The sequence below is a fragment of the Actinomycetospora succinea genome, from assembly GCF_004363095.1.
Taxonomy (GTDB): Bacteria; Actinomycetota; Actinomycetes; order Mycobacteriales; family Pseudonocardiaceae; genus Actinomycetospora; species Actinomycetospora succinea.
This window is the reverse complement of sequence record NZ_SNYO01000005.1, coordinates 12,358-27,335: the sequence shown is the minus strand read 5'-3', so window position 1 is coordinate 27,335 and position 14,978 is coordinate 12,358. Positions and strand designations below refer to the sequence as shown.

12 protein-coding genes are annotated in these 14,978 nt (G+C 74.5%); 11 read left to right on the top strand and 1 reads right to left on the bottom strand.

What is annotated here, in order from left to right:
• Positions 1-51 precede the first annotated feature (51 nt).
• The 8 genes from EV188_RS18670 to pheT all read left to right on the top strand — a co-directional run bounded on the left by EV188_RS18670 (position 52) and on the right by pheT (position 10,113).
• A complete protein-coding gene (locus EV188_RS18670; RefSeq protein ID WP_243741815.1) occupies positions 52-816 on the top strand; it encodes a helix-turn-helix domain-containing protein in 765 nt (254 codons plus the stop codon).
• Positions 817-1,001: 185 nt separating this feature from the next.
• Entirely contained in the window at positions 1,002-3,902 is a 2,901-nt protein-coding gene (uvrA, locus tag EV188_RS18665) for an excinuclease ABC subunit UvrA (RefSeq protein ID WP_133827822.1), read from the top strand.
• Between the two features lie 350 nt (positions 3,903-4,252).
• The gene (infC, locus tag EV188_RS18660) at positions 4,253-4,795 is read left to right on the top strand and encodes a translation initiation factor IF-3 (protein WP_424922933.1); all 543 of its coding nucleotides are present in this window, start codon (positions 4,253-4,255) and stop codon (positions 4,793-4,795) included.
• Positions 4,796-4,916: 121 nt separating this feature from the next.
• The gene (gene rpmI / locus EV188_RS18655) at positions 4,917-5,114 is read left to right on the top strand and encodes a 50S ribosomal protein L35 (RefSeq protein WP_133827820.1); all 198 of its coding nucleotides are present in this window, start codon (positions 4,917-4,919) and stop codon (positions 5,112-5,114) included.
• 74 nt (positions 5,115-5,188) lie between these two features.
• Positions 5,189-5,593 carry a 50S ribosomal protein L20 gene (gene rplT / locus EV188_RS18650; protein WP_133827819.1) on the top strand — a complete coding sequence of 135 codons (405 nt, stop codon included), beginning with the start codon at positions 5,189-5,191 and terminating at the stop codon, positions 5,591-5,593.
• Positions 5,590-6,402, top strand: coding sequence for a TrmH family RNA methyltransferase (locus tag EV188_RS18645; protein WP_133827818.1), 813 nt, complete (start codon positions 5,590-5,592; stop codon positions 6,400-6,402). The genes rplT and EV188_RS18645 overlap by 4 nt, the downstream gene beginning before the upstream one ends.
• A gap of 67 nt (positions 6,403-6,469) precedes the next feature.
• Entirely contained in the window at positions 6,470-7,537 is a 1,068-nt protein-coding gene (gene pheS / locus EV188_RS18640; RefSeq protein WP_133827817.1) for a phenylalanine--tRNA ligase subunit alpha, read from the top strand.
• A 44-nt stretch (positions 7,538-7,581) separates the two neighbouring features.
• Positions 7,582-10,113 (top strand): phenylalanine--tRNA ligase subunit beta, encoded by a 2,532-nt coding sequence (pheT, locus tag EV188_RS18635; protein ID WP_133827816.1) that lies wholly within the window; start codon positions 7,582-7,584, stop codon positions 10,111-10,113.
• On the opposite strand, the gene EV188_RS18630 is transcribed toward pheT, so the two are convergent.
• Complete coding sequence (locus EV188_RS18630) at positions 10,110-10,661, bottom strand: TetR/AcrR family transcriptional regulator (RefSeq protein ID WP_166659967.1); 552 nt, start codon at positions 10,659-10,661, stop codon at positions 10,110-10,112. The two genes, pheT and EV188_RS18630, sit on opposite strands and share 4 nt — an antisense overlap.
• 65 nt (positions 10,662-10,726) lie before the next feature.
• Here EV188_RS18630 and EV188_RS18625 point away from each other — a divergent pair, with 65 nt between their 5' ends.
• The 3 genes from EV188_RS18625 (at position 10,727) to EV188_RS18615 (ending at position 14,932) form a co-directional block, all read left to right on the top strand.
• A complete protein-coding gene (locus EV188_RS18625; RefSeq protein ID WP_243741814.1) occupies positions 10,727-11,524 on the top strand; it encodes an alpha/beta hydrolase family protein in 798 nt (265 codons plus the stop codon).
• Positions 11,521-12,564 carry a winged helix DNA-binding domain-containing protein gene (locus tag EV188_RS18620; protein WP_133827813.1) on the top strand — a complete coding sequence of 348 codons (1,044 nt, stop codon included), beginning with the start codon at positions 11,521-11,523 and terminating at the stop codon, positions 12,562-12,564. The genes EV188_RS18625 and EV188_RS18620 overlap by 4 nt, the downstream gene beginning before the upstream one ends.
• A 229-nt stretch (positions 12,565-12,793) precedes the next feature.
• Entirely contained in the window at positions 12,794-14,932 is a 2,139-nt protein-coding gene (locus EV188_RS18615) for an FAD-dependent oxidoreductase (protein WP_243741813.1), read from the top strand.
• Positions 14,933-14,978 lie beyond the last annotated feature (46 nt).

The window sequence follows — 14,978 nt, the reverse complement described above, 5'->3', positions numbered from 1 at the left end:
AGGCAGGACGCTAGCGACACCGCCGGCCCGGGTCATGGAGGAACGCGACAGGTGCAGGACCGCGATCCGCGCGAGCTGGGCGGGCACTGGCGCACCGCCCAGCGGATCGCCGTGCACGAGCCCGACGAGCGCCTCGCCCCGTGGGTGCAGCGGATCTGGACCGCGTCGTGGGACTACGCCGAGCCCTACCGCCAGAAGATGGTCCCCCTGCCGCAGGTGCACGTGTCGGTCATCGGCGGGGGCACGCCCCGTGTCGTCGGGCCCCGGAGCCGGCACATGGTGCGCGAGCTCGTCGGACGCAGCTCCGTGGTCGGGGCGGCGTTCCGGCCCGGGGTGTTCCGGTCGGTGGCCGGGCAGCCGGTCGGCGCCCTGGCCGACCGCGAGCTCGACGCCGCGGAGCTCCCCGCCCTCGCGGGCCGCCCGCCCTTCGACGGCGACCTCGCCGCCTGGCTGCGCGCCCACCTGCCCGACGGCGAGCCGCCCCGCGCCGCGCAGCAGGCCGGCGAGCTCGTCGCGCAGGTCGCCGCCGACCCGACGATCGCGCGCGTCGACCGGCTCGCGGCGTCCGCCGGGCTGGGCATGCGCACGCTCCAGCGGCTGTTCGCCGAGCACGTCGGACTGGGCCCCAAGTGGGTCATCCGGCGCTACCGGCTGGAGGAGGTCGTCGGGCGCCTCGAGGCCGGGGGACGGGTGGACTGGGCGGACCTGGCCGCGACGCTCGGCTACGCCGACCAGGCGCACCTCTCGCGCGACTTCGCGGACCTGTTCGGTGAACCGCCCACCTGGTACGCCCGGCGCTACCCGCCCGACCGATGACGCTGCTGACCACACTGACGGCCCAACCGGTCGTCGCCCCGGAGGCCCGACCGGTCGCGCGGGACGGAGGCCGGACGGCCGTTGTCGGGGGTCGCTCCTAGCATGGAGGGGACCGGGGGAAGAGACACACAGTGCGGCGTGTTGTCACCCCGGCACGTCTCGCCCCGAGCCTGGAGGCCCCGCACGTGGTCGATCGTCTCGTCGTCCAGGGCGCCCGTGAGCACAACCTCACGGGCGTCGATCTCGACCTGCCCCGCGACAGCCTGGTCGTCTTCACCGGCCTGTCGGGCTCCGGCAAGTCGAGCCTGGCGTTCGACACGATCTTCGCCGAGGGCCAGCGCCGGTACGTCGAGTCGCTGTCGGCGTACGCGCGCCAGTTCCTCGGCCAGATGGACAAGCCCGACGTCGACTTCATCGAGGGCCTCTCGCCCGCGGTGTCGATCGACCAGAAGTCCACGAGCCGCAACCCGCGGTCCACGGTCGGCACCATCACCGAGGTCTACGACTACCTGCGGCTCCTCTACGCGCGCGCCGGCACGCCGCACTGCCCGACGTGCGGCGAGGTGATCTCGAAGCAGACGCCGCAGCAGATCGTCGACCAGGTGCTCGAGATGGAGCCGGGCCGCCGGTTCCAGGTCCTCGCGCCGGTCATCCGCGGCCGCAAGGGCGAGTACGTCGACCTGTTCAGCCAGCTCCAGGGCCAGGGCTACTCCCGCGTGCTGGTCGACGGCACGGTGTATCCCCTCGCCGAGCCGCCGACGCTGAAGAAGCAGGAGAAGCACGACATCGCGGTGGTGGTCGACCGCCTGTCGGTGAAGTCGAGCGCCAAGCAGCGGCTCACCGACTCGGTCGAGACCGCGCTGCGCCTGGCCGAGGGCATCCTCGTGCTCGACTTCGTCGACCTCCCCGACGACGACCCGGACCGCGAGCGCCGCTTCTCCGAGCGCATGGCGTGCCCCAACGGCCACCAGCTGCAGGTGGACGACCTCGAGCCGCGCGCCTTCTCCTTCAACTCGCCCTACGGCGCCTGCCCCACGTGCGCCGGCCTGGGCATCAAGAAGGAGGTCGACCCCGAGCTGCTGGTGCCCGACGACGAGCTCTCGCTCGCCGACGGGGCCATCGCGCCGTGGGCGATCGGCCAGTCCGCGGAGTACTTCACCCGCCTGCTCACGGCGCTGTCCGAGCAGGTCGGGTTCCGGATGGACGCCCCGTGGCGCAAGCTGCCGGCGCGGGTCCAGAAAGCCGTGCTGCACGGCTCCGAGGACCAGGTGCACGTGCGCTACCGCAACCGCTACGGCCGCGAGCGCTCGTACTACGCGTCGTTCGAGGGCGTCGTGCCGTTCCTCGAGCGCCGGCTCGACCAGGCGGAGTCCGAGAGCGCCCGCGAGCGCTACGAGGGCTACATGCGCGACGTGCCGTGCCCGGCGTGCGGCGGAACGCGCCTCAAGCCCGAGATCCTGGCCGTGACGCTGCGCCACGAGACGCTCGGCGACCGCTCGATCGCCGACGTCTGCGCGCTCTCGGTGGCCGACTGCGCCGAGTTCATGACCGGCCTCGTCCTCGGCCACCGCGAGCAGGTCATCGCCGGCGCGGTGCTCAAGGAGATCGGCGCCCGGCTGGGCTTCCTGCTCGACGTCGGGCTCGACTACCTGTCGCTGGCCCGGGCCGCGGCGACGCTGTCCGGCGGCGAGGCCCAGCGCATCCGGCTCGCGACGCAGATCGGGTCCGGCCTGGTCGGCGTGCTCTACGTCCTCGACGAGCCCTCGATCGGGCTGCACCAGCGCGACAACCGCCGGCTGATCGACACGCTGTCGCGGCTGCGCGACCTCGGCAACACGCTGATCGTCGTCGAGCACGACGAGGACACGGTCCGCGCGTCCGACTGGGTCGTCGACATCGGCCCCGGCGCCGGCGAGCACGGCGGGCGCGTCGTCTACTCCGGGCCGGTCGAGGGCCTCGAGAAGAGCGAGGAGTCGCTCACCGGGGCCTACCTGGCGGGCCGGGAGCAGATCCCGGTGCCGCAGATCCGCCGGCCGATCGACAAGAAGCGCCAGGTCGGCGTCGTCGGCGCCCGCGAGCACAACCTGCACGACGTCGACGTCGCGTTCCCGCTCGGCTGCCTCGTGTCGATCACCGGGGTGTCCGGGTCGGGCAAGTCGACGCTGGTCAACGACATCCTCGCCACGGTGCTGGCCAACAAGCTGAACAAGGCGCGCCAGGTCCCCGGCCGGCACACCCGCGTCACCGGCATCGAGCACCTCGACAAGCTGGTCCGGGTCGACCAGTCGCCGATCGGGCGCACGCCGCGGTCCAACCCGGCGACCTACACCGGCGTGTGGGACCACATGCGCAAGCTCTTCGCGTCCACCAACGAGGCCAAGGTGCGCGGCTACGGGCCCGGCCGGTTCTCGTTCAACGTCAAGGGCGGGCGCTGCGAGGCGTGCGCGGGCGACGGCACGATCAAGATCGAGATGAACTTCCTGCCGGACGTGTACGTGCCGTGCGAGGTCTGCAAGGGCGCGCGGTACAACCGCGAGACCCTCGAGGTGCACTACAAGGGCAAGAACGTGGCCGAGGTCCTCGACATGCCGATCGAGGAGGCCGCCGAGTTCTTCAAGCCGATCGGTGCGATCCACCGGCACCTGCAGACGCTCACCGAGGTCGGCCTGGGCTACGTGCGCCTCGGCCAGCCGGCGCCGACGCTCTCGGGCGGCGAGGCGCAGCGCGTCAAGCTGGCCTCGGAGCTGCAGAAGCGCTCCATGGGCCGCACGATCTACATCCTCGACGAGCCCACGACGGGCCTGCACTTCGAGGACATCCGCAAGCTGCTCGGCGTCATCAACGGGCTGGTCGACAAGGGCAACACGGTCCTCGTCATCGAGCACAACCTCGACGTCATCAAGGTGTCCGACTGGGTCGTGGACATGGGCCCGGAGGGCGGCAACAACGGCGGCACCGTCGTCGCCCAGGGCACGCCGGAGCAGGTCGCGGGGGTGCCCGAGAGCTACACGGGCCAGTTCCTCTCGAAGCTCATCGAGCCCGAGACGACGCCGGTCCGGCGCAGCCGCGCCAAGAAGGCCGGCTGACCCGCCGCGGGGGAACACCGCAGCGCCCTGGTACGTTGTGAGGTGAGCGACCAGCTCGGTGGGTGTTTTCGCGTCCATCGAGCGGCAAGTGGAGCCCCGGCTCCCACCCGTCCGCCGTCCAGGCGAGCGGGTTCCGGTCCGGTGGTCGAGGCGCGCCAGTGCCCCGACCACGCCGTCTCCCGATGGGAGACGTGGATCGGTCGACCGTGGGCCCTGCCGCCACCTCCCGTGGCGCGGGGCCCGACGTTCATCGGGGCTGCTCGTGCCGGGTCGCAGAGACAGTGTCACGGACCCGAGGAGAGCTCATCAGCACAGAGACCCGCATCAACGAACGCATCCGCGTTCCCGAGGTGCGACTGGTCGGCCCCAACGGGGAGCAGGTCGGGATCGTCCGCATCGAGGACGCCCTGCGCCTGGCCCGTGAGGCCGACCTCGACCTGGTCGAGGTGGCCGCCCAGGCCCGCCCGCCGGTCTGCAAGCTCATGGACTACGGCAAGTTCAAGTACGAGAGCGCGCAGAAGGCCCGCGAGTCGCGGCGCAACCAGCAGCAGACGGTGATCAAGGAGCAGAAGCTCCGACCGAAGATCGACCCTCACGACTACGAGACGAAGAAGGGTCACGTGACCCGCTTCCTCGGGCAGGGTCACAAGGTCAAGGTCACCATCATGTTCCGCGGCCGCGAGCAGTCGCGCCCGGAGCTGGGCTTCCGCCTCCTGCAGCGCCTCGCCGAGGACGTCGGTGAGCTCGGCTACGTCGAGGCGACGCCGAAGCAGGACGGCCGGAACATGACCATGGTCCTGGCGCCGAACAAGAAGCCGCAGAAGGCCCCGCGCGCCGGGTCCGACGCGCAGCAGGAAGTGCAGCAGGAGCCGGCTCCCGAGCCGGCCGGCTGACACCGCGTACGACCGGCCGCACCCACCCCCCGGGGTGGGCGCGGCCGGGTATCCGGGCGCCCGTACCGTCCTCCCCGAGGGGCCGGAGCGGACGTCGAACCAGAAGAGCAGGACAGGATCCATGCCGAAGAACAAGTCGCACAGCGGCACCAAGAAGCGCATCAAGGTGACCGGCAGCGGCAAGCTGCTGCGCGAGAAGGCGGGCAAGCGCCACCTGCTGGAGAAGAAGTCCAGCCACAAGACGCGCCAGCTCTCCGGCAACGAGGCCGTCGCGCCCCAGGACACCGGTCGCGTCAAGCGCCTGCTCGGCGGGCTCTGAACCACCCCCCGAACTCGCCGAACCCGCTCGGGCGGAACACCCTCCGCCCCTGATTCGATCGAAGGCAGGACCACGTGGCACGCGTGAAGCGCGCGGTCAACGCGCAGAAGAAGCGGCGCACCACCCTGGAGATGGCCAGCGGCTACCGCGGCCAGCGCTCCCGGCTCTACCGCAAGGCCAAGGAGCAGACGCTCCACTCGCTGACGTACGCCTACCGCGACCGCAAGCAGCGCAAGGGCGACTTCCGGCAGCTCTGGATCACCCGCATCAACGCCGCGGCGCGCTCCAACGACATGACCTACAACCGGTTCATGCAGGGCCTCAAGCTCGCGGGCGTCGAGGTCGACCGCAAGAACCTCGCGGAGATCGCCGTGTCCGACCCGGCGGCGTTCACCGCGCTCGTCGAGGTCGCCCGTGCGGCCGTTCCCGCCGACAAGAACGCCGGGGACAAGAACGCGAAGAACGAGGACGCCGCCTGACCGGCACCCTCACCGAACGCACGCCGCGCGTCGCCGCAGCCCGCAAGCTGCTGCGGCGCGCGGCGCGTGTCGAGGCCGGGCGCTTCCTCGTCGAGGGCGTCCGCCCGGTGCACGAAGCGCTGACCTGGGCCGACGAGCAGCCCGGGCGCGTGCACGACCTCTTCCTCACCGACGCCGTCGCCGACCGGGACCCCACGCTGGAGGACCGGGCGACGGCCCTCGGCGTCCGCGTCGCCCGTGTCACCGAGAAGGCCGCGGCCGGTCTCTCGGACACCGTGAGCCCCCAGGGCGTCGTCGCCGTCTGCTCCACGGTCGCCGTCGGGCTCGACGCGGCCCTGGCCGGCACGCCGCGCCTGGTCACCGTGCTCGTCGGCGTCGCCGACCCCGGCAACGCCGGCACCGTCATCCGCACCAGCGACGCGGCGGGCGCCGACGCCGTGGTCCTCGCGGGTGACGCCGTCGACCCGCACAACGGCAAGTGCGTGCGCTCGACGATGGGCAGCCTGTTCCACCTCCCGCTCGCGGTGTCCCGCGACGTGGACGCGGTCGTCACGGCGCTGCGGGAGCGCGGCCTGACCCTGCTCGCGGCCGCCGGCGACGGCGAGACCGTCCTCGACGCCTCCGCCGACGCCCTGCTCGCGGAGCCGACGGCGTGGCTGCTGGGCAGCGAGGCGCACGGCCTCGACGACCGGACCGCGGCGCTCGCCGACCACCGCGTCCGCGTCCCGATCCACGGCCGCGCCGAGAGCCTCAACCTGGCGACCGCGGCGGCCGTGTGCCTCTACGCGTCGGCGCGCGCGCACCACTGACCGACCGCGTTCGACCTGCTCCGATACCATCGGCGGGCACCCGAGCCTCAGGAGCGAGACGACCTCGATGTCCGGCACCAACGACCTCTACGACCCCAAGCAGGTCGCGGCGCTCGACCCCGAGACGCTCGACGCCGCCCGGGCGGACGCCTCGGCGGCGTTCGCGGGCGCGGGCACGCTCGAGGCGCTCACCGCCCTCAAGCCCGCCCACCTCGGCGACCGCTCGCCGGTGCTGACGGCGCGCCGCGAGATCGGGGCGCTGCCGCCGCAGGCGCGCTCGGAGTCGGGCAAGCGGGTCAACGAGGTCCGCGTGGCCATCCAGACCGCGTACGACGAGCGCCACGAGGTGCTCTCCGCGGAGCGCGACGAGCGGATGCTGGCCGAGGAGGCCGTCGACGTCACGCTGCCCGGCGACCGCCACCCGCGCGGCAGCCGCCACCCGCTCACGCAGCTCTCCGAGCGGATCGCGGACATCTTCGTGGCGATGGGCTACGAGGTGGCCGAGGGCCCCGAGGTCGAGTCGGAGTGGTTCAACTTCGACGCCCTGAACTTCCTGCCCGACCACCCGGCGCGCACGATGCAGGACACTTTCCACGTCGAGCCCGCCGAGGCCCGCCAGGTGCTGCGCACCCACACCTCGCCGGTGCAGATCCGCGCCCTGCTCGAGCGCGACCTGCCCGTCTACGTCGTGTGCCCCGGGCGGACGTTCCGCACCGACGAGCTCGACGCGACCCACACCCCGGTCTTCCACCAGATCGAGGGCCTGGCGATCGACAAGGGCCTCACCATGGCCCACCTCAAGGGCACGCTCGACGCGTTCGCGCGCGCCATGTTCGGCGAGGAGTCGACGATCCGCCTGCGGCCGTCGTACTTCCCGTTCACCGAGCCCTCGGCCGAGCCCGACGTCTGGTTCCCGCAGAAGAAGGGCGGCGCCGGCTGGGTCGAGTGGGGCGGCTGCGGCATGGTCGACCCGAACGTCCTGCGCGCCTGCGGCGTCGACCCCGACGTCTACTCCGGCTTCGCGTTCGGAATGGGCCTCGAGCGCACGCTGATGTTCCGCAACGGCCTGCCCGACATGCGCGACATGGTCGAGGGCGACGTGCGGTTCACCTCGGCGTTCGCGGTCGAACCCTGAGCCGCCGCCCTCCGCCTCCCAGCACCAGAAAGGCCCGGTAAGCCGTGCGCGTCCCCGTCTCGTGGCTCCTCGAGCACGTCGACCTGTCCTCCCAGGAGGGACCCGAGCTCTCGGCCGACGCCGTCGGCGAGGCGCTCATCCGGGTCGGCCTCGAGGTCGAGGACGTCGTCCCGGTCCCGACGACCACCGGCCCGCTCGTCGTCGGCCGCGTCGCGTCGATCGAGGAGCTCACCGAGTTCAAGAAGCCGATCCGGTACTGCCGGGTCGACGTGGGCCCGGAGCACAACGAGGCCGACGGGGACCACGCGGGCACCCGCGGGATCGTCTGCGGCGCGACCAACTTCGCCGAGGGCGACCTCGTCGTGGTGGCCCTGCCCGGCGTCGTGCTGCCCGGCGACTTCGCGATCGCGGCGCGGAAGACCTACGGCCACGTCTCCGACGGCATGATCTGCGCCCTGGACGAGCTCGGCCTCGGCGACGACCACAGCGGCATCCTCGTGCTCCCGCCCGGCACGGCCGACCCCGGCGACGACGCCGCGGAGCTGCTCGGCCTCGGCGACGCGGTGCTCGACATCGCCGTGACGCCCGACCGCGGCTACTGCCTCTCGGTCCGAGGCCTGGCCCGTGAGCTCGCGTGCGCCCTCGACGCGCCGTACGGCGACCCCGCGGCGCTCGGGCACGGCCTGCCCGCCGAGGACGGCGAGGCGTGGCCCGTCCGCCTCGACCCCGCGTCCGGCTGCCGGCGCTTCGTCGCCCGCCGCGTCACCGACCTCGACCCGACCGCGCCGTCGCCGTGGTGGATGCGCCGGCGCCTGCTGCTGTGCGGGGTCCGCCCGATCTCGCTGGCCGTCGACGTCACCAACTACGTGATGCTCGAGCTGGGCCAGCCGATGCACGCCTACGACGCGGCCACGGTGACAGGCGACGTCGTCGTCCGGCGGGCCGCGGCCGACGAGAAGATCACCACGCTGGACGACGCGCAGCGGGCGCTCGACGTCGACGACGTCGTCGTCACCGACGACTCCGGGCCGATCGGCCTCGCGGGCGTCATGGGCGGCGCGAGCACCGAGGTCGGCACCGGGACCTCGGACGTCCTGCTCGAGGCCGCCTGCTGGGACGCGCCGTCGGTGGCCCGCGCGGCGCGGCGCCACCGGCTGCCCAGCGAGGCCGCCCGCCGCTTCGAGCGCGAGGTCGACCCGGGCGTCGCGCGCGCCGCCACCGACCGGGCGGCCTGGCTGCTCGCGCACTACGGGAGCGCGACCGTCACCGCCGGCGTCACCGACGAGGGCGGCGTGCCGGCCCCGGAACCCGTCGTCATGGCCCTCGACCTGCCCGACCGCGTCGCCGGCACGCGCTACGAGCGCGGCGCCGTGGTGCGCCGGCTGAACCAGATCGGCTGCGCGGTCGAGGTCGCCGCCGCCGACCCGGGCGACAGCGGCGGCGCGGGCCTGCGTGCGGTGCCCCCGACGTGGCGCCCCGACCTGACGCGCCCGGCCGACCTCGTCGAGGAGGTCCTGCGCCTCGAGGGCTACGCCGGCATCCCGTCCGAGCTGCCCGCCGCGCAGCCCGGCACCGGCCTCACGCTGGGCCAGCGCCGCCGCCGCCAGGTGTCGCGGGCGCTGGCCGACGCGGGGTACGACGAGGTCCTGCCCTCGCCGTTCGTCGCGCCCGCCGTGTTCGACGCCTTCGGCCTCGACGCCGACGACGACCGCCGGAACGCCCTGCGGCTGGCCAACCCGCTCGACGCCGACCGCTCGCTGATGGCCACGACGCTGCTGCCGGGCCTGCTCGACGCCGTGGTCCGCAACGTCTCCCGTGGCCTGCGCGACCTCGCGCTCTACCAGGTCGGCCAGGTCGTGCGTCCCGGTCCCGGTGACCCGCCGGCCGCGCCGGTGCTGCCCGTCGACCACCGTCCGAACGCCGCGGCGATCGCGTCGGTGCTCGAGGGCCTGCCCGCCCAGCCGCTGCGCGTCGGCGCGGTGCTCGCCGGGGCGTGGGAGCGCGCGGGCTGGTGGGGGCCGGGTCGTGCCGCCGACTGGGCGGACGCGATCGAGGCCGCCCGTCTCGTGGGCCGCGTGTACGGCGCGGAGCTGACGGTGGCCTCCGACGTGCACGCGCCCTGGCACCCCGGCCGCTGCGCGGCGCTGTGGTTCGGCGACGTGCTCGTCGGGCACGCCGGCGAGCTGCACCCGAAGGTCCTCGAGGCCCTCGGCCTGCCCGCCCGGACCTGCGCGATGGAGGTCGAGCTCGACCGGCTCCCGCTCGCCGAGGACCGCCCGGTGCCCGCCGTGTCGTCGTTCCCGCCGGTGCTGCTCGACGTGGCCCTCGTGCTCGACGAGGCCGTGCCGGCCGCGACGGTCGTCTCGGCGCTGCGCGACGGCGGCGGCGACCTCGTGGAGGACGTGCGCCTGTTCGACGTCTACGCCGGCCCGCAGGTGGGGGAGGGCAAGCGCTCGCTCGCCTTCGCCCTGCGCCTGCGCGCCCCCGACCGGACGCTGACCCTGGAGGAGGCGTCCGCCCGCCGCGACGCGGCCGTCGAGACGGCGTCCGAGCGGGTCGGGGCGCGCCTGCGTTAGGCGGTGGCGCCGCGGACGATCCAGTCGAGGGTGACCTCGAGGTCCGCGCGCAGCTCCGGCGGGTTCAGGTTGGCGTCGTCGGCGGTGGCGAGCGCGGCGTAGCCCAGCGTGCTGACGATCAGCGCGCGCACCACCCGGCCCGCCGCCGCGTCGTCGACGCCGAGGCGGGCGAGCAGGACCGTCATCGCCGCGCCGAGCGCGCGGGCCTGCGGGCCGCGGGCGCCCTGGCGCGCGAGGTAGAGCGGCACCAGGTCGGCGTGGCGCGCGAGCAGGTCGAACGTCGCGAGCATGACCTCGCGGAGCCCGGCGACCGGCTCGGCGTCCGGGGGCGGGGGATCGAGCGCGCCGAGCAGGTCGTCGAGGAGCGCGTCGACCAGCGCGTCCTTGTCGGCGACGTGGCTGTAGAGCGCGTTGGGGGCGACGCCGAGCTCCCCGGCGACCGAGCGCATCGAGAGCCCGGGCAGTCCGCGCTCGGCGAACACCCTCTTCGCGGCGGTGAGCACGGCCTCGTGGCTGAGTCCGGCACGCTGACCCGGGGTCCTGGGCATGGACGAACTGTACACCGTCCAGTATGCTGGACACCGTACAGTTCGACGCATTCGAGGAGCTCATCGTGGTCGAGACCGGAACCGCAGCCGGAGTGCCCTTCATCGCCGTCGCGCCGGACAGCGGGCCGCGAGACGACGCCCCGGTCGTCGTCGGCTGGCACCTCATGGACGCGCCGCGCAGCGAGGCGGCGTTCGCGGCGGCGCTCCCGCTCGCGGGCCTCGACGCGTGGCGGATCTACCTGGGCCTGCCGAAGATGGGCGCGCGGCTGCCCGCGGGCGGCATGGACGAGCTCATGGCCCTCGGCTACGAGGACGCGGTCATGCTCATGCACGGACCGGTCAACGACGAGGCCGCCGGCGAGTTCGACGCGGCGCTGGGCGCGCTGCGCGAGCGCTTCGGGATCGGCGGGCCGCTGGGCCTGTTCGGCGGGTCGGCGGGGGCCGGTGTGGCGCTCGAGGTCACGACGCGGCGCGACGACGTCACCGCGCTCGTCGGCGTCAGCCCGCTGATCCAGCTGCGGCCGGTGGTCGCGACGCTCGGGAAGCTCTTCGGCGTCGACTACCGGTGGGGGCCGGAGTCCGACGCCGTCGCCGACCGGATGGACTACGTCGCGCGCGTGGGCAAGCTCGGGACGACGCCGACGCTGCTCGTCGTCGGGGCCGAGGACGAGCCGACGGCGTTTCTCGAGCCCGCGCGGGACCTCGTGGCCGGCGCGGACGGGCCGGCGGACCTCGTCGTCATCGACGGCATGGGTCACGCGCTGGCCGAGGAGCCGGGCCTCGAGCCGGCGCCGCAGACGCCGCACGCCGCGGAGGTCGACGCGCACGCCGTCGCGTGGTTCCGGCAGCATCTGGGCGCATGAGCGCGCGGCGGGTCTCGGAGGTCGGGCTGCTGCGGTTGGTCGCTCTCGGGATCGTCGGATCGAGGACGGACGACGTCGCCGAGGTGGTCCGCCACCTCGGCGCCGTGCAGGCCCAGGACCTCCCGGGCGCGCTGACGTCCCTGGCGCTGCGGACGGCGAGCCGGTCGCGTGAGGCCGTCGTGGCGGCGTGCGACGCCGGGCAGGTCGTCCGCAGCTGGCCGATGCGCGGGACGCTGCACCTCGTCCCCGCCGAGGACCTCGGCTGGATGCTCCCGCTGGGCACGCCGCGCCCGCAGGTCCAGGCGGCGCGCCGTCGTGTCGAGCTGGGCCTGACCGAGGCCGACGTCGAGCGCGCCGGCGAGCTGGCCCTCGGTGCCGTCCCGGCCACGCGCGAGGCGCTGTTCGCGGTCTGGGAGCAGGCGGGCCTCGAGCCCGTGAAGGGCCGGGGCTACCACCTGCTCGGCACGCTGGCGTCGCGAGGACTGCTGTGCTTCGGGCCCTTCCGCGAGGGGGAACCGGTCATCGTCGACGTGGCGCGCTGGATCCCCGCGCCCCGGCGCCTCGAGCGCGACGAGGCGCTGGGGGAGTGGGCGCGGCGCTACTTCCGCTCGCACGGGCCGGCCACGCGGAACGACTTCCTGCGCTGGACCACCATGCCGGCCGCCGACGTCGACACCGGTCTCGCGATCGCGCGCCCGGAGCTCGCGAGCCTGGACGTGGACGGCACCGAGTACCTCCTGGACCCGGCGGTGCCCGACGTCCTCGCGGCGCACCGCCGCCAGGCCCTCGGCGTGCACCTGCTCCCGGGCTTCGACGAGTTCGTCCTCGGTTACGGCCGGCGCGACGACGTCCTCGACGCCGAGCACTTCGAGCGAATCGTCCCCGGGGGCAACGGGGTCTTCCGCGCCACGGTCGTCCACCGCGGCCGGATCGTGGGGACGTGGGCGGCGCCCCGGAAGCGCCTGGAGGTCTCGCCGTTCGGGACCCTCGACGAGCGGACCGAGGCGGCGGTCACCCGCGCGCACGCCCGTCTTCCCTGAGGACCGTTCGTCGCCGTTCCTGAGAGCCCAGCGGTCCGTTCTTCCACCGTTCGGGCGATCACCCGACCGGTGACCGCGCGATGGCGGGTGGTGACCGGGTCGTGGCGCGTCGTGTTCTCAGGTGCGCCCCCCGCCATGATCCGTCCCCCTAGCGTGACCTGGCCGTGACCCGGGGGCTCCCCCTCGCCCGGGCCGGCCGCCTCGACCCCGATCAGCGAGGAGCACCTGCATGTCCAGCGCGCCCGACGAGCCGCCCCTCCCCGAGGCTCCCGACAGCTCCGGTGGCGCCTGGGCCACCGCGGACTTCGTGGTCGGCCGCGGCGTGCTGCTCGTCATCGGCCCCATCATCGTCGCGCTGTTCTGGGTGTTCGGCGCCCTGCCCAACTGGGGCGCCGCGGCGCTCGGTGGCTTCCTGTGCGTCGTGGCGGTCGTCTTCCTCGCCCGGCTGCGGTCCCGCGAGACGGGCGAGGGCGCCGAGGGTGCCCGGGTGCTCGTCGTCGGCGGCGGCTACGCCGGACTCGTCGCGGCGCGCGCGCTGCAGGCCCGCCTGCCCGGCGGCACGCGGGGCGGGCGCCACCTCGGTCCCGGCGCCGCCACGACCGGCATCGCGGGCATCACGGTGGTCGACCCGCAGGCGCACATGACCTACCAGCCGTTCCTGCCCGAGGCGTCGGCCGGCGCGATCGAGCCGCGGCACCTCACCGTCCCGCTGCGCCGCGCCCTGCGCCGCTGCGACGTGATCACCGGGTCGGTCGCGGCGGTCGACGACGCCTCGCGCCGCGCGGTGGTCAGCCTCCCCGACGGCGGCACCCGCGAGATCGGCTACGACGTCCTCGTCGTCGCGCCCGGCACGGCGCCCCGGCGCCTGCCCATCCCCGGTCTCGAGGACCGCGCGCTCCCGTTCCGGTCGGTGACCGACGCCCTCGCCCTGCGCGAGCACGTCCTGTCCCGGCTGGACGCCGCGGCGTCGACGACCGACCCGGCCGAGCGCCGCCGCCTGCTGACCTTCACCGTGATCGGCGGCGGGTTCGCGGGCCTCGAGGTGCTCGGCGAGCTCGAGGACATGACGCGGCGCGCCGCGAAGCACCAGCCCGGCTACGTCGCCGAGGAGATCCAGTGGGTGCTCCTCGAGGCCGCCGGGCGGATCATGCCCGAGGTCAGCCCGGCGCTCGCCGCCCGCGTGCACGCCCAGCTGCTGCGCCGCGGGATCGAGGTCCGGGTCGGCGCCAAGATCACGTCGGCGCACGGCGGGACCGTCGTCCTCGCCGGTGGGCCGACCTTCGCCACCGACACGATCGTCGTCGCCGCCGGCTCCGTGCCGAACCCGCTGCTCGAGCGCACCGACCTGCCCCTGGACTCGCGGGGCCGGGTGCGCTGCGCGACGACCCTGCAGGTCCGCGACCGCGCCCACGTCTTCACCGCCGGCGACTGCGCCGCGGTCCCCGACGTGACCGTGCCCGCCCCGCGCGACGGCGAGCCGATCACCACCGCGCCGACGGCCCAGCACGCGGTGCGCCAGGCGCGCCTGCTCGCCCGCAACATCGACGCGTTCCTCGCCGGGCGGCTGCTGCGCGGCTACCGCCACAAGAACTCGGGGGCCGTGGCCGGTCTGGGCCGCCGGCGCGGTGCGGCCCAGATCGGCCCGCTGCGGATGACGGGCTGGCCGGCGTTCATGCTGCACCGCGCCTACCACCTGTGGGCCATGCCGACCGCGGACCGCACCGTCCGCATCGCCCTCGACTGGCTGGTGTCCGGGCTGCTGGGCCGCGACCTCGTCGCCGTCGGGCGCCGCGACGCCGCCCCGCTGCCCGACACCGACGCCCCGCCCACGGTCGTGCCGCCCGCCGAGGTGGAGGAGCCGGTCGCCGGGCCCCAGACGCCCGCCGACCCGCCGACCGGGGCAGCCCCGATCTCAGGGCCGGTCCCGGCGCCGGCCCCGACCTGGGGCGCGGACCCGGCCGCGACCGGGTCCCAGCCGGTCGGGCACCGCGCGGCCACCCCGACCCCGGCCGCGGGGAGCGCGACCGACTCCCAGGGCATCCCGGCGATGCAGATCGCCGCGAGCCAGTCCGGCGGCATCCCGGCGGTGCGCGAGCCGCACCCGTCGTTCCCGCCGTTCCGGGAGCCGTTCGCCGAGCCGTTCCCGGCGGGGTCGTTCTCGTCGGACCTGTCCTCGGAAGCGACCTTCCGCGACCTCACGCCGTCGCTGTCCTTCGGCGCGCCGTCCGACACCGGGTCCTTCCGCGAGCCGCACCCGTCGTTCCCGTCGACCCCGAGCGACGAGACCCAGGACAGCGGGCCCCGCGCGCCGTACCCGTCGACGAGCCGCCCGCGCCACTCCCTGCGGACCGATCACCGCGCCAACTGAGACGATTACTGGCTGGTATCTCTCGCTGCGCGAGCGATACCAGCCA